Origin of the sequence: Siminovitchia fortis (assembly GCF_003605365.2) — a bacterium.
GTDB lineage: Bacteria > Bacillota > Bacilli > Bacillales > Bacillaceae_C > Siminovitchia > Siminovitchia fortis.
Map to the genome: position 1 here is coordinate 17,980 of NZ_QYTU02000020.1, position 25,896 is coordinate 43,875.

Below are 25,896 nucleotides of genomic sequence, written 5' to 3' on the forward strand. Positions count from 1 at the left end.
ATTTCAATCCAAACCCTAGTGTGGCAAGGGGTTAACGTATTCTTTTATATCGAAACTTGAGTAAATAAGTAAGACTCTCCTAAAACAACGACATTATCATGTTTTAGGGGAGTCCTTTGTTATTTTTTCCATGGAATATGGTATGTTATTATATCCGCCAAATAGAGGGCAGGGTAATCCCGTCAACTTTCCGGCATTTTACGCGGGCATTATCACTCACGAACCAAATAATGAAAAGCATCCATTATTCAAAAGAATAAACCATGAAACTAGTCCTGTACGTTATCAGCCTGCAATTAAGATGATGACAAAACAGATGACCATAAAAATCAATCCGATCGGAAAAGCGAACCGTGCATATTCCAAGCTGGTAATTTTTAGTTTGCCAGCTGCGATGATATTCGGAATATTACCCGGAATCAGCATTCCTCCGCTTATCAGCAAACCAAGCAGTAAGTCGCGAATCGTTTCCTCTTGCATGAGCGGACTTACTTCCGCGGCGGCCAGTGTTGCGTTATCTAGAACGGCAGAGAGCATATTGATCCAATATAGTATAAGTGGATTCAGGTCAAGCAAGAATCTCTCGATGAAAGGCTGGAACCCGGCACCAAGGAATGTCAATGCCATTACGAACAGGTAGATTTTAAAACTGCGGAAAATGATTTCTCCATACGATTCCGTTTCCGCGACCTTGAAAGGTTGATCATTTTCTCCATTGCCATTGTCAGCTGTTACGGCGGAAAAATCATCATGTTTTTTCGGTTTGATTGCCAAAGCAGACAGAATGCCAAATATGATGACTCCCGGGATCACATATATGCCCAACAGACGCAGTAAGTAGAAAAAGTCTTCATTCAGCTTGCTGACAACAATCGTCGACAGCGGTTCGCCAATCGGAGTCAAAGCCGCCCCAAGACCAATTGCATAGCTTGCCAATACAACCAGGCGGATTTCCGATTTGCGGTCCATCTGCAGCACACTGATCACAGCCACAAGAATGATGGCAGCGATGATAGCCGTAATCACACTGGAAACGAGACCAAGAATGATGACAAATAATGCAATGAACAACTGATATGGCATAGCTTTGCTGATACCGAGGATTACTTTTTCCAACGGAGCTTGAAGCCAGCGGAATAATAAACCTGCAAACAAGACAGCCAATGTAATGTTTATCGGATGCACCAGTGCTTCTTTTAATAAATCCGCACTCCATACCTGGCTGACAAACACTGCCAGCAGTCCCATGATGAACAGAAATATTTCCAGGTTCTTTTCCACCGGTTTAGTAAACGGTAAAAATAAAACAAGCAGTAAAATGATCGTTAAACCTATAATCATAGACATTTCCTCCTTATTTTCATTTTTTCAATTGCCAATTTTCCGTGAGATGAAAATGCGAACAAGCTTCATTCCCACAAATGCCCAGCCCAGTGCAAACGAAAAAGGAGCCTGTTACCTCAGGACACACTTGTCCCTTGGTGACAGACTCCTCCAATAGCAAATTGATTATTCGATTTTCATCATCAGCATTACTATAGCATGGGCGATTGGATATTTGCAATGTTTTTTTGATTTCAGTAATCAATAACATAAAGCCATCCAATTTTAATAGGGTTAGAGTTTTTTGCAATGGAGATATAGTTTTCCATGACTTTCTATCATATGGGATCACTTTTTCAATCTCGGGCCTTTTTTATAGCTTACGACATGTCCGTGACACTCAATGCCGGCTCATCCATGGAAAAGAGCTTCAATATGTACAGCGCATTTTCCAGGGATGTTCTTTTTTGTTCACCTGACATGACACTCACCTTTTAAATCCTGCTCCCTATTTATTTTTATGTCTTAATTTTCGTATCCACCTTTATTGCATCGTTGTATTAAAACAAAACAAAACAAAACAAATTCCCGCAAAAACGAATGATGAGCAAAGTGATTTCCTGAAGTATTCCTTATCGCATTAACTTTATGTTAGTTGCCAATATGCGGATTCTTATTTTTGCACATTTGAAAAGTTATTTGCAATCATGCAAAATAGAAAGGACACAAATTATATTTGAAAATATGAAAACGTTGTCTTTTTGTGGGGAAATGATGATTTATGGGATTGGCATGCATCTTGCAATATTGAAAAGATATAAAGCATGCCGTCAGAATTGAAAGAATGCGAGAATCGGAGGAACACACATGCACTGGGATTGGAAAGGTGTACTGCAACCTATCAGGCTTTTCGTTAATTCTGATATGACGGTGAAAGAGGTTTTTGCACTTCTGAAAGAAAAGGAGGCAGAAATAGGTTTTGTTCAGGAAGACGAAGGGATTGTCGGCTATGTTACCGCTTCATCCCTTTTGGATCAATTAATGGGTGAAGGAGGCGCTCCAAACAGCGAGATTGTTGTGGAAAGGGACTTTTTGTTCGTCCACGAGGAAGATGTTGCCAAGTATATTCATAACTGTGCAGTGGTTATCGGAGCGGATTCATCAAACAGGCCGACAGGCTACATGTTTATGGAGAGGTTGAACCGGTATTTGAGCGAGGTTCAATTAAAAAGCTTTAATGACGCTCTTAACAATGCTGAAATGGGCATCGTCGCGATGGACCCGTCCTTTCATGTCATCTTCATGAATGAAAAGGCGGAGCAGATTTTAGGGATGAAAAAGTCGATCATCCAGGGGCGGGATTATCGGAAGTTGATCCGGATCGAGGCGTCGCTCGATGAAGTGCTCAGGGGCCAAAAATGGTTCGGGATAGAAAACACTTTCAATTTCAAAGTCATATCCGGACAATTTTCCCCCATTTATGAAAACGGCAAAATAACCGGTATCATCCATAACTTTTATTTGAAGGATCAACTGGAAGAGGCTGTGCATGAAATAGATTTCGTACGGGAGATGAATGAGGATCTCCAAGCGATTTATTCATTGTCCAATGAGCAGATTTTAGTTGCGGATTCAAATGGGACGATCACCAGGATTGCAGGGGCATTCTTCAGCAATTTTTGGGGCGGTATCGAACGCGAGGAGCTGATTGGGAGAAATGCAGCCGAACTGGAAAGAAGCGGCATTTTCACTCCAAACATCATTTCAGCCTGCATAGAGAAGAACGGCAGGGTCATGCTGTCCCAAGAGGGTAGAAATGGAACAGTGCTTTCCACGGCAACCCCTGTCATGGAAGAAGGAAAGATTAAAAGAATCATCGTATTGTCCAAGGATGTGTCAACAGAAAAAAAATCTTTCATCACATCTGAAGCCGCTGAAGTTCATAATGAAGCGGTCATTTACAGGTCTTCCGAAATGGCCGCCCTCATGGAAGAGGTGGAATCGGTTGCACCGCTTGATTCAACCGTTTTAATCACAGGCGAATCTGGTGTGGGAAAAGAAGTGATTGCCCGCAGGATCCATCAATTGAGCAATCGTGCTTCCGGCTCATTTGTAGCCATCAATTGTGGAGCCATTCCGGAACATTTGATTGAAAGCGAATTGTTCGGACATGAAAAAGGAGCATTTACAGGGGCAGATTCGAAAAGGGTCGGGCTTTTTGAGCAGGGGCATGATGGAACAGTCTTTCTGGATGAAGTGTCCGAACTTCCCTATGCACTGCAGGTAAAGCTTCTCCGCGTCCTTCAGGAGAGAGAAGTCATCCGCGTCGGGTCCACCGTGCCGGTAAAAATCAATGTAAGAGTCATTGCGGCAACAAATAAAAACTTGCGGCAAATGGTTCAGCGAAAAGAATTCCGTGAAGATTTGTATTACCGCCTTCATGTCGTGCCGATCCAAATTCCGGCTCTGCGCAACAGAAAAGATGACATTTCACCATTAGCAGTAAACTTCCTGGAAGAACTGAATGAGCGTAACGGTTATGAGAAAAAAATTTCGACCAATGCGCTGAATCTGCTTGAAAGCTATCAGTGGCCGGGCAATATAAGAGAATTGAAAAATGTCATTGAAAGATTGATAGTCGTTTCCAGGGGAGAGGAAATTTCGGAAAAGGATGTCTACCGGGTGTTATGGGAGACCGATTCAATGGAACAGGGCTTTTTGACGATCAAAGGGATCATTCCATTGAAGAAGGCGGTCGAAGAGACGGAAAAGCAGCTGATCGAGCTGGCCGTGGAAAAATACGGCACTGCAACGGAGGCTGCAAAAGCGCTCGAAGTCAGTATTTCAACCGTCAGCAGACGGATGAAAAGATTCAATGATGGCCTTGGTTCGGGAGGTGCTGCTCATGATCTTCTTTTCTGAGACAAAGTTCGATTTTTGTGGAGATGAGTATATTTTTGGCGAAATTTCCCGGGAAATGAAGATTGAAAGCACGTTAAAAGCCTTATCGATCACAAAAGAATTAAGCAGAAGAAACATTCCGGGTATCATCGAGATTTATCCGAACAATACATCTTATCTAGTGAGATATGACCCGAACGTAATATCGCCCCATCATTTATTGGATTATTTACGTAATGTCGACAGGATGAAAAACGAGGAAGAAAGCTTGAATGTGGACGCGAAAATTATCGAAATCCCTGTCCTTTACGATGATGAGGAAACAAGGAAAATTTCTTTGCAATACTCCAAACATCATGGGGGAAGCAAGGAATCCAATTTTGACTACGTCATGAAGCTTGGCGGGTTTAAAAGCAGGGAAGAAGTCATCCGGCGCCATTCCGATCCTCTGTATTTGGTGACAGCTATTGGATTTAAGCCAGGGACAGCCTGGTGTTTTCCGTTGACTGGTTCGGAGGCCGACATGATTGAAGTGCCAAAATATAAGAGTCCCAGGCCGTTCACACCTGAAAGGGCGGTCAGTCTCGGAGGCGTCTTTACCGTCGTATATCCGTCAGACTCTCCCGGAAGCTACCAGCTGATAGGGATGTCTGCGGTTCCTGTGTATGATGTCTATCAAAGGTTCGCTCCATTCAAAGAGAGCTACGTCCTTGCCAAGCCGGGAGATCTCTGGAAATATAAGCCCGTTTCAAAAGCGGAATATCAAAACATCCGCGAACAGGTCATCAACGGGACGTACGAATACAAAGTGAAGCCTGTATCCTTTTCGGCCGCGGAATATGACGAGCAGGGAGCAGGGTATATAAAGAAACTGAAAGAGGAGTTCGACCGATGATTGAGCTTATAGAACCAGGCATCCGCACAACGATTCAGGATATGGGAAGGACGGGCTATTACCATCAGGGAGTTCCGCCGGCTGGGGCAGCGGATAAATTCTCTTTCATGTTCGGGAATCTCCTTCTCGGGAATCCGCGTCATGCAGCTGCACTCGAAATGATGGTAAAGGGTGCAAAAATTGAATTTCATAAAAAAACGACTGCCGTCATCACTGGAGCACCTGTACAGTTTTTTTTAAATGGCAAGCAGCAGCCGATGTGGACGGTGTTTGAAGTTCAAAAAGGCGACCTGTTGGAAATCGATTACATTAAAAAGGGGCTGTTCAGCTACTTGTGTGTGTCCGGCGGCCTCGATGTTCCGGAAGTGTTGGGAAGCAAATCGACATGCCTTGCCAGTGTCTTCCCTGGAATAACCGGAAGAATTCTGCTGGCGGGCGATAGAATTCCTCTTTCTGAGCCGCTTCCCGGAGCCGCTCAGCACATTGGAAAGGAACTGATCCGGGAAGCAATCCCTGAATTTGGAAAAACTGAAACAGCACATGTTGTACTGGGAATCACATGTGATTTGATCAGGGATGAAGGGCTTGTGTCTTTCTTGAACAGCCATTGGATCATTGAGCCCCAATCGAATCGGACGGCGTGCAGGATGAAAGGCGGCCATATCGGTTATGCAGATATTGAACCGACATTCGGATCGGGAGGAACCCCCGGAAATATCGTCGATATTCCGTACCCTATCGGTGCAGTCATTGTTCCAAATGAGGAAGAAGTGATCATTTTGCTGAACGACGGCACAGGGGGCGGAGGTTTCGTAACAATAGGAACCATCATATGGTCAGATATCAGCAAGCTGTCGCAAATGAGGCCGCTGTCAAAGGTCAGATTTCAGGCGATTACAGTGGACCAGGCTATTTCGATCAGACGTGAGAAAGAGAGATTGATAGAAAAAGTGGCAGCGAGTATATGAAACTTCATGGCTTAAAGGTGGTGATGCCCTCACAAGGGATAAAGCAGCCATTGGAAAATGAAATAATTTAAACCGATTAAAACGGAGGCGAAAATATGAGCAAGATGACGAAAACAGGCTACCATGTTGCAGTTGACGTTGGCGGAACTTTTACCGATGTGTTTGTTTATGACGAAAATACAGGAGAGATGTTGGTAACGAAAACCTCTTCCACACCGTCTAATCCTGAAAAAGGGATTTTGAACGGTATTCTAAAAGCTGAATTGACAGGCGATAAAATCAAAATGTTCTCACATGGAACAACCGTGGGAACGAACGCATTGATTGAACGCAAACTTCCAAAAGCAGCCCTTGTGACCACAAAAGGTTTCCGTGATGTACCGGAAATCCGCCGCGGAACAAAGCTTGATTTATGGGATGCATACAATGATGTGGCAGAGCCGTATATCAAACGGAGAGACCGCTTTGAACTTGATGAACGTGTAGGGTTTGACGGAACCATGTTGAAAGAGGTCAGTGAAGATGAAATCCGCGAGCTTGCGAGAATTTTAAAACGCCGTGAAGTGGAAGCAATTGCCATCTGTTTCATGAATGCCTATGTAAACGCCGAAAATGAAAGAATCACAAAGGAAATTTTACAGGAAGAGCTGCCTGAGGCATACATATGCACGTCTTCTGATACACTTCCTGAAATCTTTGAACATGAGCGTATGAGTACAACAATTGTAAACGCTGTACTTGGACCGACAGTAAGCAAGTATATCAATACACTGGAAGGGAATATGAAGGAATTGGGATATGATGGCGATATTATCGTCCTTCATTCCGGAGGCGGAGTCATGACATCGCAAACGGTCCCGAAATATGCAGCAAGACTTGCAAGCTCAGGGATTGCCGCAGGAGCGATTGCCAGCAAGCACATTGCCAATCTTTGCGGATTTAAAAATGCGATAGGTCTTGATATGGGTGGTACAAGTACGGATATTTCGTTAATGTATGACAACGAACTTCGGATTACGAAAGACTGGTATATCGAATACGGTTATCCGATTGGGTTTCCAAGCATTGAAATTTTGACGATCGGAGCCGGAGGAGGAAGTATCTCCTGGATTGATGATGGTGGCTCTTTGCGTAACGGGCCTCAAAGTGCAGGGGCAGATCCGGGGCCGGCGTGCTATGGACAAGGCGGAGCGGAGCCGACAAACACGGACGCCAACCTGGTTCTTGGCCGTTTGAACACTAAGCTGATTGACGGGCAAATGGAATTGGACAAGGACCTGTCAGTAAAAGCGATTGAAGAACGTGTGGGCAAACCATTGGGATACGATATCCATGGTGCTGCGAACGCGATGATACAAGTGGCAAACGCAAACATGTGCGATGCGCTTAACCTGATTTCCGTCCGCCGCGGTTATGACCCGCGTGACTTTGCCCTGGTTGCGTTCGGCGGGGCAGGAGCACTTCATGGAGCAGATCTTGCGAGGGAAATGGAAATCCCGACAGTCATCGTTCCGGCACATCCTGGCGTTGCGGCTGCAATGGGCTGCCTGCTTGTTGACGTGAGGCACGATATTTCCAAGACCTATTTTGCGAATGCCGCGGAAGTGACAAAAGAAGAGCTGGAAGCTGAATTTATAGAAATGGAAAAAGAAGCGACAGAACTATTGGCTGAAGAAGGTATTGAAGAGAAGCGGATGCACCTCATCCGTTACATTGATATGCGTTATGTCGGGCAATGGAGAACACTTTCCGTCACAATCGACCGCCCGATCATGTCATTGGATGAAGCGATTGAAAGGTTCCACCTTGAGCACGAGCGTGAATATGCCTTTGCCGACAGGGAAAAAGGAATTGAAATTTACGGAATGCGTGTAGAAGCGATCGGTGCTGTCAATAAGCCGGTCTTTGCCAAAGAAGAACCGAAAGGGAATCTTGAAGATGCGGTCAAAGAAACTCGTGATGTGTATTTTGAAGAAGCCGGCGGAATGGTCGAGTCGAGGATTTACGACCGTACGAAAATCCCTGTGCTGTCAGAATTCAGCGGTCCGGCTGTTATCGAACAGCTTGATTCAACCATCGTTGTACCGCCTGACTATTCAGTCAAAATTGATGAATACCGCAATATCATCATGAGCCGCAAATAAGAAAGCAAACGAATAGTTTTAACAAAGCTGCGAAAAGGGGAGATATGATGTTTAATGTCGATACGAAACTCGATCCGGTTACATTTGAAGTATTGAAGAACGGATTTGTGAATCTGGTTGACCAAATGTCGGAGCAAGTATTGCGTACATGTTATTCATTCGTTATTTATAACCGTGACTTCAGTTCGGCGCTATGTGATGCTGAAGGGAACACGATCATGCAAGGAACTCAAGATATTTCCGTTCATGTCGGGACGCTTCATTTGACGGCGAAGGCGGTCATTGAAGATTTTGGCGACGATATCCATCCTGGAGACGTCTTTATCGTTAACGACCCGTACCGCGGAGGAACTCACTTTAATGATACGCGGATCATCCGGCCTGTATTTTACGATGGAAAATTGATATCCTTTATGCAGGTGAACGGGCACTGGGCGGATATGGGAGGCTCCACTCCGGGTTCGTTTGATGTAAACGCCAAGACTCACTATGGGGAAGGAGTAAGGATTCCTCCGCTCCGCATTTGGAGCAAAGGGGAATATCTGGAAGATGTGGCCACCCTCCTTGTTTCTAACATGCGTGTTCCTGAAGAGCGGCTAGGGGACCTCCGTTCACAGGCAGAGGCAACAAAAACTGGTGAGCGGCAACTGATCACGTTCATTGAAAAATATGGGCTTGATACGGTGCTGACCGCTTTTGAGGAAGTGCAAAACTATGTTGAACGCCTTACCCGCGCGAGGGTAAAAGAGCTCCCGGACGGTGTATGGGAAACGACCGACTACATCGATATGGATCCGGAAGTGGGCGACGGACTGATCCCGATCAAAGTAAAGATGACCATCAAAGATGATGAGATTTCCTATGATCTGTCCGGATCCCACGAATATATCGGCTGTTTCTTGAATTCCGCTTTCGGTTCATCTTTGTCTGCTGCTTATGCCGGAACAAAAACGTTCTTCCCGGATATTCCGTTAAACTCCGGATTCTACCGGGTTGTCCACGTGGATCTTCCGGACGACTCGGTCGTAAATGCTCCATGCCCGGTAGCTGTGACAGGTTTCTGTTCAGGGGCCTATGAAAAAATCATGAATGCCTGCTTTGAGCTCTGGTCCGGCATCATGCCGGAACGCGCTTTGGCCTGCTCTTTCAACCTTGAGTACCTTCTCATCGGAGGAGATGACAAGCGCGAAGGCTACAATAGCTACTTCATGTGGTACGATTGGATGGCGGGCGGTCATGGGGGCCGCAGTATAAAAGACGGAGCAAACGCAACTTCACCTGTATTTGGAGTCGGGCTGAGCATCCAGCCTTGTGAAGGACAGGAGCGGCTATCGCCTGTTGTTACGACGAAGCATGAAATAGTCACTGATTCGGGCGGTCCTGGACAATTCCGTGGAGGCTGCGGTGTTGAAAAAGGCGGAATCCTTACGGAAGCGCATAATGCGGTCATGTCATATTGCTGTGACAGATCCCGTTCGGTCACATGGGGTATTTTTGGAGGGCTGCCTTCCACTCCGCATGGTGTTAAATTGCAAAGAAAAGGAGAGGAAACAGAATTCCTCGGAACGATCTTCTCCAATGTGAAAGTGGGAAAGGACGATTACTTCACACGACCATCTGCCGGTGGAGGCGGACTGGGAGATCCGCTTGAAAGGGATCCGAAAGCTGTTCTGGAAGACGTCATTGATGAGTACGTATCCATTGAACGTGCCGAAAAGGACTACGGTGTCGTCATCAAAGAGATAGATCGTGAGATCGACCTTTTTGAAATTGACGAGGAAGCAACAAAGAATGCCCGTGAATGGATCCGTCTGAATCGCGAAAAATGGATTGAGGAAGATCCGGAAGCTGTCATGGAAAGATTCCGGAACGGGGAAGTGGACCTTCTTGACCTGATTCGGAGATATGGAATCATCATTGACCAGCAAACAGGGGAATACCTCCCGAAAACAACGGCGCAAAACCGTGAGGCAATGAGAAAGCGTTCATTGGCTTACTGGAAATAATGAAATAATAATGAAAGGGGCTGTCCTGAGGACAGCCCCTTTAAGTTTTCAATTAAAGTGATTTTTGAACTTCCAAGACAGCTTCTTTCAAGATGCTTGCAAATTCGTTTACATCCTCTTCAGTCATGCAAAGTGGTGGAGAGTAAACAATTGTGTCTTTCTCCCAGTAAACGACGTTACGAAGGATCAAGCCGCGCTCTCTTGCAGCAGCCACAATTTTTGGAGTGACTTTTTCTGCGAAACGCTCTCCAGTTTCCTGGTTTTTGACGATTTCAACTGCACCAAGCAAACCGAGGTGGCGAACTTCACCAACAATATCAGTTTCTTTTTGAAGCTCAGTCAATTTTTCAGCGAGAAGGTCTCCCATTACTCTGGAGTTCTCAACCATGTTTTCATTTTCCATGATTTCAATGTTTTTCAAACCGACCGCACATGCAGTTGGATGTCCGCTGTAAGTGAATCCATGCATCAATACGCCAGGAGAAAGTTCAATCAGCTCTTTGTGGAGTTTTTCGCGCAATACGACTGCTCCCAATTGAACGTATCCGCTGGAGATACCTTTTGCAAGAAGCAATACATCAGGAACGATATCATAGTGTTCGCAAGCGAACATTTTTCCTGTACGGCCGAATCCGTTGATAACTTCATCAGCGATGAAAAGAATGTCATTTTCATCACAGATTTTGCGGATTTCTTGGAGGTAGCCTTCCTTAGGCAAGTTGACTCCGCCCGCACCTTGGATAGGCTCAGTCAAGAATGCAGCAATTGTGTCTGCGCCTTCTTCTTCGATCAACTTTCTGAAAGCTTCAGGAGAATCCGGATCAACATGGACGAATCCTGGTGCTAAAGAAGTTGTGAAGTCATGGAAAGATTCGATTCCTGTAGCACTTGTGGAACCGGAAGCGACTCCATGGTAAGCTCTTTTACGAGCAACGATTTTTGTTTTTTCAGGCTTGCCTTTCACTTTCCAATAGTGACGGACAAGTTTGTATGCGGAATCATTGGATTCAGATCCGCCGGAAGTGAAGAAAACACCGTTCAAGTCGCCAGGTGTCATTTCAGCAACTTTAGCAGCAAGGCGGATTGCAGGTTCGTTAGAGAATCCTGTAAAGCTGGAAACGTATCCACATTTTTCAAGTTGCTCTTTTGCAACTTCAGCAAGTTCTTTTCTTCCATATCCGATGTTTACGTTCCAAAGGGAAGCCATACCTTCAAGGTATTTCTTGCCGTTCAGATCCCAAACGTGCACTCCCTCGGCTTTGTCAAATATGATAGCAGGACCGTTTGCTTGCTGGTCTTGCAGAGAAGATGTTGGATGGATAAAATATTTTTTGTCCAATTCAACCAATTCTTGTCTTAATGCTTCATTGCTCACTAGAATCGCTCCTTTTCAAAGTTGTGAAAATATTGCTATGAAATTGCTCTGCACAGTTATATATTATATCCCTTTGTTTTTGTAAAAGAAAGGGGAGAGCACACTTTTTTTGGAGAATTTCAGTAAATTCCCTAAAAACTTCTTAAAAACTGATGTTTTTCTTTACTCACAAGTAAAATAATCCCGATACAGGCCGAAAACTCCTGTTTTCGTAAAATTTCAATCTCCTATTCAGCCGTTTCCAATTTCAGCTCAGGCGGACGCTGTTTAAAACCTTTCGTCAAGAAGAACAGATAGACGAGGCCGAGCGAGAACCAAATGCTTCCCAATACTTTTGAATGTATGTCCAAGTTAAGGAGCAGCCAAAAATCGAGTACTGCGCCGATGCCGGGCAGGATCAAATATAGGATGGTCCCTTTCACCGAACGCTCTTTCTTGCGGACGAAATAGTAAACAATGACTCCCACGTTGACGCTTATAAAGGCAATAAACGCTCCGAAATTAATAAATGAAGCAACGAGTGTCAGGCTCAAAACGAGTGAAAGAAGAGACACCGCACTGATTAAAAGAATATTGTTTATCGGTGTTTGGTATTTATGATGGAGCTTTCCGAAGAATTTCGGAAGCTGGCCATCGCGGCCCATCGCAAACAAAACACGGGATGCGCTAGCTTGGGATGACATTGCGGATCCGAAACAAGTGCAAAAATAAACTGCCAGGAAAATGGAGGCCAATGTTTTTCCGCCAACAAAAGTGATGATTTCATGGGCAGCTGAATCCGGATCAGTGAAAGTAGTAAAGTCCGGCCAAATATTATGCGCGAAATATGAGACAGACATGAAAATGACTCCACCTACAAGGGTAATGATAATGACGGCTTTAGGAATCGTCTTTTTCGGGTTGATCGTTTCCTCCGCAAAAGCAGTGGCGGAATCAAAACCAAGAAAAGAGAAGCACAGTAGGGCCGCTCCGGCAACAATATAAGAGAAAGACTGTTCAGGATTATAAAAAGGCTCAAAATTAAAAATGGTTCCGGTTCCTGCTCCACCCATTATATCTTTGGCAGATAATCCGATAAAAATGAGTATGAACAATATAGAGGCTATACTGATAAAGGCGTTTGCCATTGTCGCCAGCCTGATCCCTTTTACATTGACAAATGTTACAAGCGCAAGCAATCCTAAAATCCAAACATAACTTGGGACGGCTGGGAAGGCTGCTGAGAAAAAGATGCCGAACAGCAGGTAGTTGACCATCGGAATAAAGAGATAGTCCATGAGAATGGCCCATCCGACCATGAAGCCGACGTGCGGACTGATCGATTTTTGTGTATAAGCGTAAGCCGAACCTGCAGACGGCACAGCTTTCGCCATTTGTCCGTAGCTGTATGCAGTAAAGAGCATAACGATTAATGCCAATAAATAAGATCCGGTTACCATTCCATGTGAGATTTGCGCTGCAACACCATACGTGCTGAACACGGTTGCAAGCGCCATGAAGGAAAAGCCAAAAAGGACAACCGGGAGAAGGGTGAGTGATCGATTCATTTTTTGTTCCATAAAAATACTCCTTTTATTATGAAAGTTTGGAGCCCCGCTTTCGCGAAGGCTTCCGCTTAGATGATTATAGAGCTGCTGCTTGTGCTGGTTTTTCGTAAACGACTTTACCATCAACAATCGTCAGCTCAGCTTTGGTGTCTAAAATTTCTTTTTCAGGTACGTCGAACAAGTTTCTATCAAGAATGACGATGTCTGCAAGTTTTCCTTCTTCGAGCGTTCCGATTTCACTTTCACGGAAAACACTATAGGCAGAGCCATATGTGTAAGCTTTGAGTGCCTGCGAAAGGGAGATTTTCTCCTGTTCATTCCAAGTGTCTTCCAGTGTATAATCTTTTCGGGTAACGGCATGGTAAAGGCCGAGCATCGGATTCAACGGTATGATTGGATAGTCGCTGCTGTAAGGCATGACATTACCTTCGTTGAAGAAGGTGGCGTTCGGATAAAGGTATGGGAACTTTTCCTCATCCACCCGCTCTGTATGGCTTTCCCTCGGCATTAATGCCATATGGTACGGCTGAACCGACGGCATGACACCCAACTCTTTGAATCTTGGGATATCCTGGGGAGAAACGATCTCAATATGCTCCAGCGTATGGCGGGAATCACGTTTTCCATTGGCCTTTTGGGCATTTTTATATAGGTCCAGCCCAAGCCTTACCGCTCCGTCTCCAATCGTATGGAACTTGATTTGGTAGCCTTCCTTATCCGCAGCGGTCACCCATTCCTGAAGCTGTTCTTCAGGGAATCCGATTTCCCCGCGTGTTTCCGGTTTGTCTTTATAAGGATCGAGCATATAAGCCGTATATCCTGTTACTACTCCGTCGATGAATTGCTTAAGGCCGGCCATTTTCAGTTTCGGGGAAGTAAATGTCTCTTTGAATTCTTTCGCTTTTTCCAAGTCCCCGTTCAATGGAGGATACAGATGAATTCTGACATTCAGTTCGTCTTTTTCATCAAATTCCTTGAACACTGAATACCCTTCCAATTGTTCATGTGCACGGCTTAAATAAAGGTCATTCACGGAAGTTACGCCAAGGCTCGCCGCATGATCAAGAAACAGCTGGACCATGTCCCTTCTTTGTTCCTCGGAAAAATCATAGGCGTATTTTCCGACAAGGGACATGGCGGACTCAATCAGGATACCTGTCGGCTCTCCGTTTTCATCCTTATAGACGATTCCGTAGTCCGGGTTTTCGGTATCTTTCGTAATCCCTGCTGTTTCGATGGCTTTTGAATTGACCCATCCATAATGGCCTTCCGCCTGAATCAGGAATACAGGGCGATCCGGTACAAACCGGTCAAGCACGTACCTGTCCGGGAAATCTTTGTCCCCCCAGGCGGTGTGGTCCCAGCCGACGCCGACGATCCAAGGGGCATCCGGATGCTCATTCGCATACGCTTTCACCTTTTCGCCGGCATCTTCCGCGGAAACCGCTTCACTTAAAGGAACTGCATAAAAGTTAAACAGGCTGCCGGCCATGATATGGATATGGGAATCAAAGAAGCCTGGCATGACCAGTTTGTCTCCGGCATCTATTATGCGTGTGCCGTCTCCGGCATGCTTTTTCATTGTTTCCGGTGTGTCAATATTAATGATCTTGTTTTCTTTAATCGCTATGGCCAATCGTTCCGGCTGATCTTTCAATCCGGTAAAGACCGCATCGCTTTGGATAATGATATCCGCTTTCACTTTTGCCCCCTCCTGAAATGTAAACGCTTTGTAATAATACTACACTAGCAAAATCTGTGCCAACTTTTTTTGCTGGAAAATGAACACAAGGTATGAAAACCCCCTTTTCAGGTAGTTATTTTTGCATAAGCTTAATCAAAATTGGAAGAGGGAATTCAAAACCGGTTCGATTTACGTGCGATTGATTCGAAAGAGACTCAATCTTTTCTTTGACTTTTTACTTTTGATTCGAAAACGAATCAATATAACGTTCCTTCTGCCTGGATGGGGAGAAATTACCGTGAAGAGCGTTGATATGACCGTATTTAATTTAATCAAGTTCTTCGAAATAAAGTAAAGGTGGGAGGGCTAGCTTTTGTATTGCCTTCTACCTAATGTGTTTTCATAAAAAAAGAAAGGGTATATTACCCCTTCCTTTTTCAAGTTGAATCTTTTTTTGCAGCATAGTATCTTAAAGCGCAGCTTTTTCCAGCTGACCTTTTGCATTTTTGGATTGTGTCATCAGTGAAATGGCAACTGTCAAAATGATGGAGATAGGCAGTCCCAAGAATACCGGGTGAATACCGAAAGGATGTCCTGTTAGTTGCCAGCCTACGGCAACGAATAACCCAACCCACATTCCTACAGTACCGCCAATTTTTGTCGTACCTTTCCAAAATAGGCCGAAAGTGACCGGTGCAACCAAAGCTGAAACGAGCATCGCTGTTCCTGTTACCCACAAATCAACAAGATTCGGGATATAAAGAGCCAGTACCAAAGCTAAAAGCGAAACAAGAATTACGGACAACCTGCTGTATTTTAAAAGCTTTCGGTCATCTTGTACTTCCATGCGCGGTCTGATGACATCGTTTACAATCGATGAAGCTCCTGCCATGAAGAATGAGTCAGCTGTAGAGATGACTGTAGCCAATAACGCAATAATCATGACGATAACCATTGGGAAATTGAATACATGTTCTGAAATAGCATAATATGCGAGTGTTGGATTGATTTCTCCCATGTCTAAGCCATATTTTCCTGCAACGCCAATCATAATGACGAAAATTCCAGTTACTAGTGCAAGAATAATGGAAATCCAATAACCGATTGAAGCTGTTTTCACATCTTTTGCTGCCCAGAATCTTTGCCATAGGTCTTGTCTGACAAATTGATATCCTCCAATCGTCAGCAAATAGACCAATACTTCTGTCGTAGAGATGCTAAAAACGCTTAAATTGGCTCCTTCACCTAATGCTGCTGCATTTTCGGAGATTTGACTCCAGCCGCCCGATGCAATAATGACAACAATAAATAAAATGAAAATACCGACTGTTTGAATGGTTCCATGAAAAGCATCTTGCCAGATAACGGATTTCATACCGCCATAGTATGTTTTAATTGATAACATGATCCAGCTTACAATAATACCGGCCGTTATACTAATACCAACAGTCAAGTTTAAAATAGTGGCAATCGCAATGAATTGCATACCAGTAATGGCACAATAGGCAATTAAAATACTGATGACTGTAGGGAAGCGGGCGCCTTCGCCAAACCGCAATGTAGTATAGTCAGCGATTGTAACCATATCGTACTTTTCCCCGTATGCACGAATCTTCTTGAGGAAGAAGAACATCATGAAGACACCTGTAATAAAGATACTGAAATTCAGCCAGTGCTGCCCCATACCGAAGTTATATCCGTTTGTCATAAACCCAAGGAGCGTAGAACCGCCGATTGCCGTTCCAAGGAAAGTCAGTATTAATGGAAACATGGATACGGATCTGCCTGCTACGTTATAGTCATCATACGTTTTAATACTCTTTTTGTTGATATAAAAAGAAATAGCGAAGAGAAATAGGAAGTAAAAGATGACGATTCCACCTAGAATCGATTGTTCTTGCGAGCTAAACATGGTGTTTCCCCCTTATTGTATCATTTTTTTAATTAAGCTTTATTAAGCACAGGCTCAACTTCAAACACTATATCTCCTTCGACCACCGTCTGAATGACCTTCAAATCCTTGATGGTATCCGGGTCTGATTGGAACGGATCTTGGTCCAAAACGATGAAATCAGCATACTTTCCAATAGACAGCGAACCGATTTTGTCTTCGTCGAAGCCGGAATAGGCTGCGTCAAAAGTGTACGCCTTGACGGCATCTTCTATGGAAATCGATTCAGCGGTGCCAATCTGCTGCCCGCCAATTGTTTTGCGTGTAACAGCCGAATAAATACCGTATAGCGGATTTCCATCACATACTGGCAAATCGGAATTTCCAGGAGCAATAATTCCATATTTTTTAAAAGAGGCATGCGGGAAGACATGTTCTGCCCGTTCCGGTCCCAAGTTCGCCAAATAGCTATCTCCAATTGAATATATAAAACCGATAGAAGAGGCTGCGATTATGCCATAGTCTGCAATTTTCTTTAATTGCTCGTCGGTAGGCAGCGCACAATGTTCAATCCTATTACGCATTTTTTTATTTTCTTCCGGGGTTGCCGCTTGTGTCATTGCCTCGAGTGCCATATCTATCGCCCGTTCTCCGATACCGTGTATGGAGACTCGCAAATTATTTTTTACAGCCTGTAATACCAGCTCATTTAAGTGATCTTGTTTCATATATAAAATGCCGCGGGTATTTTCGTTGCCTTCAAAAGGTTCATATAGAGCAGCCGTTTTTCCGCCAACACTTCCGTCCAGCATGTATTTTAATCCTTGTATGTTCAGCCGGTCATTTCCAAACCCGCTTTCTATACCGAGGGAAAGAACTTCTTCTTGAACGCCGGTCCATCCCATCAAATCAATAGCCCATAACCACAAACGTGTTTTCAAGCGGAAGTTTTCCTCTTTTTGAAGCTGTTGGTACACGGTCATTTCTTTTGGCGTCACGGCCATGTCGTGGATAGTGGTAATCCCCCAGCGAAAAAATTGCTCCTGCGCCTGCATCATCGCATCCATCATCTGTTTTGTGGTAAATGGAGGGACTGCAAACTCTTGCATTGCGTTTTCCTGAATCAATCCGCTGGGCTTTCCAGTATCTGGATTGATGTGGAAGTGTCCCCCTTGGGGGTCTTCTGGAATTTCCGGGAGACCGCTTACATCGAAGGCCTTTCGATTGACGACCGCATTGTGCACACAGGTTCTTTTTAAAAATACGGGATGGTCGGGTGCCGCTTCGCTTAATTCTTCTATAGTAGGGAAGCGTTTTTCTTTCATCTTGCTGTCATCCCACCCCATGCCTAAGATCCATTCACCTTTGGGAGTCACTTTTGCCTTCTCTCTTACCGCATGAAGTATGCTTTCGATATCTGGCGTGATTTCTGCCCTCAAGTCAAGTTGAAGCAGGTTTGCCGCGTAATGAAGCGGATGTGCATGACTCTCTATGAATCCCGGTAAAACCGTTTTATTATGCAAGTTTACCAGTTTAGTTGAAGGGCCTTTCAATTGTTGGGCCTGTTGATCAAAAGCGATGACTTTTCCGTCCTTCACAGCCAGTCTTTCAGCCTTAGGATATCGTTCATCCATTGTATAAATATCGGCATTTGTAATGATTAAATCTGCGAACATATTAAAACTCCTCTTCTTGTTGCTTTTTTATTGCTCTTAGTTGGATGCTCCGGCCAATTTGCAAATGGTATGCAGTAATACATTTGCGCCTTTGTCTATTGCAGCTGTGCTCGTAAATTCCTCCTGGCAATGGCTTTTGCCGTCGGCACTTGGAACAAATATCATGGCTGTAGGAGTGATCTCGTTCATATATTTGGAATCATGACCTGCACCACTAATCATCCTTTGGTTACTGTATCCAAGTTCTTCGGCAGTTTCGGAAATAATGTCAATCAGCTCAGCGGAAAAATGACTGGCAGAGGTTTCCCAAATTTTCTTTGTTTCTATCATGACTTGTTCGGCGGCTGCTAAAATACTTAGTTTTTCGATAATCAATTGGGTTAAAAGCTCTTTAACTGCGTTGTCCGAATGTCTGATATCTACTGAAAAGATAACTTCCCCAGGTACGCAATTGATTGAATTCGGTTTAATGGCCATTCTCCCTACAGTTGCTGTTGCCTCGCTGTTTTGGCTTGTAATGGTATCTCTGATAATCTGGATAAGTTTAGCAGCGACATAAAGTGCATCCTTTCTCATGCTCATTGGAGTTGGTCCTGCGTGATCAGATTGTCCAGTAATTTTAACTTCCAGCCAATCCATTCCCTGGATACCTGTCACTGCTCCAATGTCTATTCCTTTATGCTCCAATACGGGTCCCTGCTCAATGTGAAGTTCAATATAACTGTGGCTGTTTTGAACCCGATTGCTCTCCTCTCCCAAATATCCGATTCTTTTAAGTTCTTCTAAAAAGGTTTTTCCATCCCTGTCTTTACGGCTATAAATAAACTCTTTATCAAAATGTCCCGAAACACCGCCTGCGCCTAAAATCGGAGGTTCAAATCTAGATCCTTCTTCGTTAGTGAAATTGACAATCTCAATGGGCTTTTCTGTTTGAACATTGAATTCGTTCAATGTACAGATAACCTCAAGGCCCGCCAGTACTCCCAATATACCGTCAAAGCGTCCGCCTTCCGGCTGTGTATCCAAGTGGGATCCAATCAATACCGGGGAAGCTTCCGGGTTTTGTCCTTCTCTTCGCCCGTAAATGTTTCCAAAATCGTCTACTCTCACCTTGAGTCCACTATTCTTCAACCATTGAATAAAGGTGTCCCTCATTTTTTTATCTTCGTCAGTGAGTGCAAGACGGCATATTCCGCCACCGGAAAGTCTTCCTATACCGGCGCTTTCTTCGATGGTCTTCATAAGACGATTGATATTAATCCGTAATTTTTGTTGAATCATTCGCCAAATCCTCCTTGGTTTTGTATTCCAGTGACTTGTCTATATAATTGCAATTTATATGCCAAACATTTTGAGGGTAAGACGTTCCATTTGTTGAATTTTGTCATCTTTTTGGATCCGTTTACATGATTGTGTTACAAAAACGATTCAAGATTTAGATGGTTTGAGTTGAAATTAACTCAAAATATGCCATTAAAATATTGTAAGGCCTTTTTTTGAATCAATTTTAACTCAAAAGTAATGATATAATATAAACATCGATAATTAGAAAGGAAGAAAAAATTGAAAAAAGTCCAAGAAATTTTGGAACATCCTGTTTTTATAAAGATACTGAATGCTTTATCTGATGGGGTACTGGTTGCTGACGGCAAAGGAATAGTCTTATGGCTTAACCAAGCTTGTGCAAATTTCACAGGAAACCCTATATCTTTTTTTATAGGGAAAGACGTATATTTGCTGGAAGAAATGGGAGTTTTCAATCCATCTGTAACGAAAATGGTCATTGAAAAGCAAGCGGCTGTAAGCACAGTGCAAACAACGACGGGTAAAGACAGCAGGTTCATTGTTTCGGGATATCCTATTAAGAATGAAGCTGGAGAAATAGACTGTATTATCGCCCAAACGAAGGATATTACTGAAATAGTGAAGACAACAAATGAGCTGGAAGAAACACAGTCATTGTTGAAACGTTACAGTGAACAAATTATGCGTATGAACTATGAAAAACAAATAGGTTCATATTATTTTTCCGGACAAAGCCCAGCTTATCTTTCCCTATTGCAAACAATTGATAAAATTGCTCTGGCAGAGTCAACCGTTTTACTGACAGGGGAAACAGGTGTCGGTAAAAATGTTATTGCCCAACGTATACATGATTTAAGTGAAAGAAACCATGGTTCGTTTGTGGAGATCAACTGCGGAGCCATACCAGAGTCCTTAATCGAATCCGAATTATTCGGTTATGCGAAAGGAGCTTTTACTGGTGCCAATAAAACAGGCAAAGCCGGATTGATAAAAACGGCGGACGGCGGTACTTTATTTCTTGATGAGATAGGAGAACTGCCTGTTCACCTGCAAGCCAAGCTCCTACAATTCTTACAGCAAAAGATGTTCCTGCCTGTAGGCTCCACAGAGTATCAAACAGCAAATGTCAGGGTTATTGCAGCAACAAATCTGGACTTGCAGGAGGAAGTAAAAAAGGGCAATTTTCGTTCGGATTTATTTTACAGGCTGAACGTATTGCCGGTTCATGTTCCTTCACTTCGAGAAAGAAAGGAAGATATTGTTGGCTTGGTGTATTTTAACTTGGAAAAATATAATAACAAGCACCAAAGGCAATGTCGGATTTCAGCAGATGCCGTGGAACGTCTTCAAGAGTATGACTGGCCGGGAAATATTAGGGAACTGGAAAATTTAATCGAGCGGCTCGTCATCATTGCCCCTGAAAATGAGATACAGGTTAAAGATCTTCCGTTAAATATGAGGGATCCAGAAGACCCGGTTTTAAATATTGCAGATATTAATGAAGGGGAATCACTAACAGAAATTTTGGAATCAGTTGAAAAGAATATTATCGCCAAGGCATATGCCCGATACAAAACAACAAGGAAAGCGGCGGAGGAGTTGGGTATCACCCAATCATTATTGATGAGACGGTTGAAGAAATACAATTTGACTAGATAAATACAAAGAGAGGGTCTAGGAGGATCAGAATGGACCTTTCTTTTATCCCGCATTAACGGGCAGTAATACTCCCACCTCGAGCCTTTAGATGAATCGGAGTAGTTTAGGCGGGAGATCAACTGCCCGTAAAAGCCTGATTCGTTCAACTAACAATCAGTGGGGGATGAAGAAAACCCCCACTGATTGAAGCTTCACATTATCCCAATATCCGGGCATGATTGTATTTAATTCATAGCCGAAACTCCATGAGGTGAAACTTATTTTCGTAAAAATTTGGAGAAGCGACCTTCCTATATTTCGATCTGAACTTGGATTTCCGCTAGAAATTCATCATTGTTATTGGAAATGAATCGGTCAATGATGGTCCGGATCATGAAATCGCCCTTGACTTTGTAATTGTTCTTTTTGATAAAATCGTTCAGGATTTTAAAATAGGGCGGTGCATCACCGTGACCTCCTCTGAAGAAAATAGACGCGTATGTTCCTTCGTCAAGAGTGGTGAAATCCATTCCTTCTATTAATTTACTTTTTTCCACTTCTTCCAAAATAAGAAAGATGGAGCTGTATTCCAGAAAGCTGTCACGCTGAAAATGGTTTTTGGAGATGGTGAGGCCCACTTTTCCTATGAAGATTGATGCCAAGTGCTGGTATTGCTGTTTCAATTTGCGCAATGAGAGCTCAAGTTCAAAAATGGAGGAAATGGTTTCCTTCAGCTGAATGATTTTTCTTTCAGGAATAGTTTTGACAAATGGAACGGCAATGTCTTTGATCTTCTTTGCTTCTTCAAACTCATGTATCCGAGTATCGATCTTCTTCTTGGCTATTTCAAGTTCCTCAATTTTTTGCTCGGTAATTGTCTTGTGTTCCTGCAGCGTATCGATCAGCCCGTTGATATCCCGGTTGGAAATCTGCTTCTTTATTTCTGCGAGGGGGACTCCAAGCATTTTCAAATAATGGATGATGTCCAGCAACTTGAACTGCTCGATGGAATAATAGCGATAGCCGTTTTCGGGATTCACTTCGATCGGCTTGAACAAGCCGATTTCATCATAGTATCTTAACGTTTTAACCGGAATATTGTGAAGCTTGGACATCTGACCGATTGAAAATTTGTTTCTCATCTATTCCACCACCGATTATCCCGCATTAACGGGCAGTAAGGCTCCCACCTCAAACCTTTAGATGAATCGGAGTAGTTTAGGTGGGAAACTGCCCGTAAAAGCCCGATTCGTTCAACTAACAATCAGTGGGGGATGAAGAAAACCCCCACTGATTGAAGTTTCACTTTATATTTTATCATAAAAAAATGGCGCATCAGCCCGGGCTGATGCGTTCGAAGTCATATTAGACATGTTCTTTTTTCCTGAACGGGACAATCGGAAGAAGTTCGCCTGTATGGATGTCCTCAACGGGAACAGCTTCTTCGACCCAGCTTTTTGGCGGCATGGCGCCCCAGAATGTTGCGCGCTGAGGGTCGGCGAGATCCCATTTGATCGGCTCCCAGTCCGGATCGTTGGTGAAATAATCTCCGGTGTACAGTTCCATGCGGTTTCCGTCCGGATCCCTTACATAAACGAAGAACGCATTGGATGTCCCGTGTCTTCCGGGGGAACGTTCAATATTTGCATAGTAGCCAAGGGAAGCAAGGTGATCGCAGGCATCGAGGATCGATTTGGCGTCATCCATCCAGAAACCTGTGTGGTGGAAACGAGGGCCTGTCTCGCTGATGAGGGCCAAATCATGCACACTCGGCTTTCTGTGCATCCAGGCAGCCCATATATTTTCCTCATTGTTTTCCTTGTCGACTTTTACTGTGTATTCCGAAGTTCTAAAACCAAGATTTTCGCTGTACCACGCATACAAATCATCGATATTTGTGATGAGGCAGTTGGCGTGGTCAATCCTTTTGATTTTTACATTTCCTTGCAAATGATACTTCTGAAGCATCCTGTCGGCTTTTTCCATTTCATAGAAAAACTCAACGGGGATTCCGCCCGGATCCTGGATTCTTAATGCCCGGCCCTGGCCTTTTTCCTCACCGGCTTCAACCCAGCGCTTTTTTACACCCAGTTCAGTGAACAATTCATCCAGCGCATCAAGATCGCTGTCAGCGCTTACACGATAGGCAATATGCTTCAAACTGGCCTGCTTTCCCTTAGTCAAAACGAGGCAATGGTGATTGGCGTCTTCCAAAGCCCTTAAATAAATTTGATTTTCATCTGACTCGGTTTCAATGAGCCCAAGTCCGTCACAGTAAAAATGGCGGGCGCGATCCAGATCCGTAACCGTTATCTCTGCATGGTGCAGGCGTACAATATCAAACTTTCCATTTGACATTACCATCATCCTCCCGGACATTGTTTGATTTAAGTCTAAAGTCTCCAGTTACAGGAGAGTCAATAGTTATTTTAAATTTACTTAAAAAATATTTTTATCCCGCATTAACGGGCAGTAAGACTCCCACCTCAAAACTTTAGATGAATCGTAGTAGTTCAGGTGGGAGATCAACTGCCCGTAAAAGCCCGATTCGTTCAACTAACAATCAGTGGGGGATGAAGAAAACCCCCGCTGATTGAAGTTTCACTTTATCAGAAAGGAAAACGCTTATAAGAAAAGCGCAAGGCGCGCAGCCTTAGGCGACAAGCACAAGGCGAATTGCGAGGAGGCGGCTCTACAGCCACCACAGCAATTTGACTTGATCCTTTCGCCGATGGCGCCTGGCAGACTTAAAGCGCCACGTCCTATGGCGCCGTCTGCACTAGGACGTCCTGTCCGTCGGAGCTAGACAAGACGCTTATTTTTCAAAAGAAAATTTTAGTCAAATTATATACTTTTCTATATCATAAATAAAAAATACTGTTGACAGCTTCCTGGTAAGTCAGTACTATTGATTATAAGGCGTACAAAATTTACTTTCCGGATTAATGACCTTTTTTCGGTTCAGGTAAAATAGTGCGCAATCCTTTAACAACGTTAATAAGAAGACTGCCGAATCTGTCAGCCAGCGGGTTTAACCGCGGGACAAACGCAGAATAGACCAGTCGCGCATCCAGCTTTTTTCCTTATGGAAGGGGGCCGGTGCGCGGCTGGTTTTTTAACGCCGGTTTTCTGATTCAACGGACAAATGATTCTTAGGAGGAAAAGAAACATGTGTCTCGCTAAATCAGGCTGTAAATTATGCGGCAACTGCAAAGGCTCCAAAGCGGCAAAAAACGAAAAGAAGAAGTAAGAAACAAGGAAAGAGAGCAGGGGAAATGTCCTGCTCTCTTTCCTTATGGGGTCAGACCTCGTTATTTTTTAAGGTTTCTGCCTTTTTCTTATCCTGCTCTATGGCAGCGATCGCAAGCTTATGGATCGTCATGTCGTCCATTGGCGGGTTATGGAGGCCGGCCCGCACGTCACGGTAATAACGCTGCAACGGATTGGAACGCTGGAGGCTTTTTGCCCCCGCGACCCGCATCGTCTTGTCAACAATGGAAATGGCCGAATTGGTAACCGTATGCTTAACGGCTCCGAGCTCGTTTGCGATCAGCGGCCGCCGCTCTTCGTCATCATAAGCTTCGGCTACGCTGTAAATGAAATGTCTTGCTCTCATGAGCTCAAGTTCAATCTCACCCAATAGCCGCTGCACATTCGGCAGTTCGCTGATCGGCCCTTTGATGCTGTTGGGCGAATGTTCGTTGGCAAATCGGATCGCGTAATCTCTCGCAGCTTGTGCGATCCCCAAGTAACAAGCCGGAATGTGCAAAACCCAGCCGTTGATTTTATTCCCTCGCGGCCCTTCGTTGATTTCAACAAGCATGGAATCATCGACCTTGACATTATCCAAGACCAAATCGTGGCTTTCTGTGCCTCTCATCGAAATAACATCCCACGTTTCTTCTATTGAAAGGCCCTCCGTGTCCTTATGCAGAAGGAAAAATCCGATTGCCTGTTTTTCTTCAATCCAAGCGGAAGTAAGGAAGTAGGTCAACGCCGGGGACATCGTTGTAAAATTTTTTCTTCCATTAATGACCCAACGGCCATCTTTCTTCACTGCTGCAGTTCCTGGACGGCCTCCCCTTGTAGGGCTCCCTGTTTGGGCTTCGCTCACAGCGCGGTTGACGAGCGCACCGTCAAGCACCTCTTTGGCGAAAAAATTCAACCGGTCATCGGACCACAGTTTTTTCTCATACAGTTCACCGATGGTGCCAATGTGCCAGCCGATTGAAAGCCCAGTTGCTCCATCAAAGCTGGCGATGGTCTCCTGGAAAAGCACCATATCATATACCCTTAATCCTTCTCCGCCGTATTCCTTTGGCAAAGTCAAAGCGGTGTACCCCATCCGGACAAGCTCCAGGATATTTTCTTTTGGAAATTTTGCCAGCTCATCCGTTTCCTGAGACCCGCTTTTAAAATCTGTTTCTTTCTTATATAACTTATCCAGCCATAGCTTTTGGATATCGTTTTTAATAAATAAGTCTTTCATTTCTTCACCCCTGATATTGTATATGCATACGATGCTTAAAAGTAATAATTCCTA

16 protein-coding genes are annotated in these 25,896 nt (G+C 44.1%); 6 read left to right on the forward strand and 10 right to left on the reverse strand.

Annotated elements, in window-relative coordinates; translation table 11 throughout:
* Positions 1-285 precede the first annotated feature (285 nt).
* A complete protein-coding gene (locus tag D4N35_RS10090) occupies positions 286-1,341 on the reverse strand; it encodes a DUF1646 family protein (protein ID WP_120073104.1) in 1,056 nt (351 codons plus the stop codon).
* A gap of 849 nt (positions 1,342-2,190) precedes the next feature.
* Here D4N35_RS10090 and D4N35_RS10095 point away from each other — a divergent pair.
* The 5 genes from D4N35_RS10095 to D4N35_RS10115 all read left to right on the forward strand — a co-directional run bounded on the left by D4N35_RS10095 (position 2,191) and on the right by D4N35_RS10115 (position 10,237).
* Positions 2,191-4,245: a sigma 54-interacting transcriptional regulator gene (locus D4N35_RS10095; protein ID WP_120073108.1), complete on the forward strand. Its 2,055-nt coding sequence runs from the start codon at positions 2,191-2,193 to the stop codon at positions 4,243-4,245.
* Positions 4,229-5,119, forward strand: a complete 891-nt coding sequence (locus D4N35_RS10100; RefSeq protein ID WP_120073110.1) for a 5-oxoprolinase subunit B family protein — start codon at positions 4,229-4,231, stop codon at positions 5,117-5,119. The genes D4N35_RS10095 and D4N35_RS10100 overlap by 17 nt, the downstream gene beginning before the upstream one ends.
* Positions 5,116-6,087 (forward strand): 5-oxoprolinase subunit C family protein, encoded by a 972-nt coding sequence (locus D4N35_RS10105; RefSeq protein ID WP_120073112.1) that lies wholly within the window; start codon positions 5,116-5,118, stop codon positions 6,085-6,087. The genes D4N35_RS10100 and D4N35_RS10105 overlap by 4 nt, the downstream gene beginning before the upstream one ends.
* A gap of 95 nt (positions 6,088-6,182) precedes the next feature.
* Positions 6,183-8,231: a hydantoinase/oxoprolinase family protein gene (locus D4N35_RS10110; protein WP_208646294.1), complete on the forward strand. Its 2,049-nt coding sequence runs from the start codon at positions 6,183-6,185 to the stop codon at positions 8,229-8,231.
* 47 nt (positions 8,232-8,278) lie between these two features.
* Positions 8,279-10,237 carry a hydantoinase B/oxoprolinase family protein gene (locus D4N35_RS10115; protein ID WP_120073114.1) on the forward strand — a complete coding sequence of 653 codons (1,959 nt, stop codon included), beginning with the start codon at positions 8,279-8,281 and terminating at the stop codon, positions 10,235-10,237.
* A gap of 52 nt (positions 10,238-10,289) precedes the next feature.
* On the opposite strand, the gene D4N35_RS10120 is transcribed toward D4N35_RS10115, so the two are convergent.
* From D4N35_RS10120 to D4N35_RS10145, 6 genes are all read right to left on the reverse strand, one after another.
* Positions 10,290-11,612, reverse strand: coding sequence for an aminotransferase family protein (locus D4N35_RS10120; protein WP_120073116.1), 1,323 nt, complete (start codon positions 11,610-11,612; stop codon positions 10,290-10,292).
* A 227-nt stretch (positions 11,613-11,839) separates the two neighbouring features.
* A complete protein-coding gene (locus tag D4N35_RS10125; RefSeq protein ID WP_120073119.1) occupies positions 11,840-13,171 on the reverse strand; it encodes an APC family permease in 1,332 nt (443 codons plus the stop codon).
* Between the two features lie 64 nt (positions 13,172-13,235).
* Positions 13,236-14,861: an amidohydrolase gene (locus D4N35_RS10130; RefSeq protein WP_120073121.1), complete on the reverse strand. Its 1,626-nt coding sequence runs from the start codon at positions 14,859-14,861 to the stop codon at positions 13,236-13,238.
* Between the two features lie 451 nt (positions 14,862-15,312).
* Complete coding sequence (locus D4N35_RS10135; protein WP_120073125.1) at positions 15,313-16,755, reverse strand: sodium:solute symporter family protein; 1,443 nt, start codon at positions 16,753-16,755, stop codon at positions 15,313-15,315.
* Between the two features lie 32 nt (positions 16,756-16,787).
* Positions 16,788-18,410 (reverse strand): amidohydrolase, encoded by a 1,623-nt coding sequence (locus D4N35_RS10140; protein WP_120073128.1) that lies wholly within the window; start codon positions 18,408-18,410, stop codon positions 16,788-16,790.
* 36 nt (positions 18,411-18,446) lie between these two features.
* Complete coding sequence (locus D4N35_RS10145) at positions 18,447-19,691, reverse strand: Zn-dependent hydrolase (RefSeq protein ID WP_120073130.1); 1,245 nt, start codon at positions 19,689-19,691, stop codon at positions 18,447-18,449.
* A gap of 282 nt (positions 19,692-19,973) precedes the next feature.
* Here D4N35_RS10145 and D4N35_RS10150 point away from each other — a divergent pair, with 282 nt between their 5' ends.
* Positions 19,974-21,374 carry a sigma-54 interaction domain-containing protein gene (locus D4N35_RS10150; RefSeq protein WP_120073132.1) on the forward strand — a complete coding sequence of 467 codons (1,401 nt, stop codon included), beginning with the start codon at positions 19,974-19,976 and terminating at the stop codon, positions 21,372-21,374.
* 290 nt (positions 21,375-21,664) lie between these two features.
* Here the strand turns inward: D4N35_RS10150 and D4N35_RS10155 are convergent, their stop codons facing one another.
* The 3 genes from D4N35_RS10155 to D4N35_RS10165 all read right to left on the reverse strand — a co-directional run bounded on the left by D4N35_RS10155 (position 21,665) and on the right by D4N35_RS10165 (position 25,842).
* On the reverse strand, positions 21,665-22,495 hold the full coding sequence (locus D4N35_RS10155) for a MerR family transcriptional regulator (RefSeq protein ID WP_120073134.1): 831 nt from the start codon (positions 22,493-22,495) through the stop codon (positions 21,665-21,667).
* Positions 22,496-22,718: 223 nt separating this feature from the next.
* Positions 22,719-23,711: a 3,4-dihydroxyphenylacetate 2,3-dioxygenase gene (gene hpaD / locus D4N35_RS10160; protein WP_120073136.1), complete on the reverse strand. Its 993-nt coding sequence runs from the start codon at positions 23,709-23,711 to the stop codon at positions 22,719-22,721.
* A gap of 943 nt (positions 23,712-24,654) precedes the next feature.
* Positions 24,655-25,842, reverse strand: a complete 1,188-nt coding sequence (locus D4N35_RS10165; protein ID WP_120073140.1) for an acyl-CoA dehydrogenase family protein — start codon at positions 25,840-25,842, stop codon at positions 24,655-24,657.
* Positions 25,843-25,896 lie beyond the last annotated feature (54 nt).

Excerpts from the sequence above, each read along its gene's own strand:
- D4N35_RS10135 (WP_120073125.1), bottom strand. The coding sequence starts at position 16,755 with ATGTTTAGCTCGCAAGAACAATCGATTCTAGGTGGAATCGTCATCTTT.
- D4N35_RS10105 (WP_120073112.1), top strand. The coding sequence starts at position 5,116 with ATGATTGAGCTTATAGAACCAGGCATCCGCACAACGATTCAGGATATG.
- D4N35_RS10110 (WP_208646294.1), top strand. The coding sequence starts at position 6,183 with ATGAGCAAGATGACGAAAACAGGCTACCATGTTGCAGTTGACGTTGGC.
- hpaD (WP_120073136.1), bottom strand. The coding sequence starts at position 23,711 with ATGTCAAATGGAAAGTTTGATATTGTACGCCTGCACCATGCAGAGATA.
- D4N35_RS10100 (WP_120073110.1), top strand. The coding sequence starts at position 4,229 with ATGATCTTCTTTTCTGAGACAAAGTTCGATTTTTGTGGAGATGAGTAT.
- D4N35_RS10165 (WP_120073140.1), bottom strand. The coding sequence starts at position 25,842 with ATGAAAGACTTATTTATTAAAAACGATATCCAAAAGCTATGGCTGGAT.
- D4N35_RS10095 (WP_120073108.1), top strand. The coding sequence starts at position 2,191 with ATGCACTGGGATTGGAAAGGTGTACTGCAACCTATCAGGCTTTTCGTT.
- D4N35_RS10090 (WP_120073104.1), bottom strand. The coding sequence starts at position 1,341 with ATGATTATAGGTTTAACGATCATTTTACTGCTTGTTTTATTTTTACCG.
- D4N35_RS10140 (WP_120073128.1), bottom strand. The coding sequence starts at position 18,410 with ATGTTCGCAGATTTAATCATTACAAATGCCGATATTTATACAATGGAT.
- D4N35_RS10155 (WP_120073134.1), bottom strand. The coding sequence starts at position 22,495 with ATGAGAAACAAATTTTCAATCGGTCAGATGTCCAAGCTTCACAATATT.
- D4N35_RS10125 (WP_120073119.1), bottom strand. The coding sequence starts at position 13,171 with ATGGAACAAAAAATGAATCGATCACTCACCCTTCTCCCGGTTGTCCTT.
- D4N35_RS10145 (WP_120073130.1), bottom strand. The coding sequence starts at position 19,691 with ATGATTCAACAAAAATTACGGATTAATATCAATCGTCTTATGAAGACC.
- D4N35_RS10115 (WP_120073114.1), top strand. The coding sequence starts at position 8,279 with ATGTTTAATGTCGATACGAAACTCGATCCGGTTACATTTGAAGTATTG.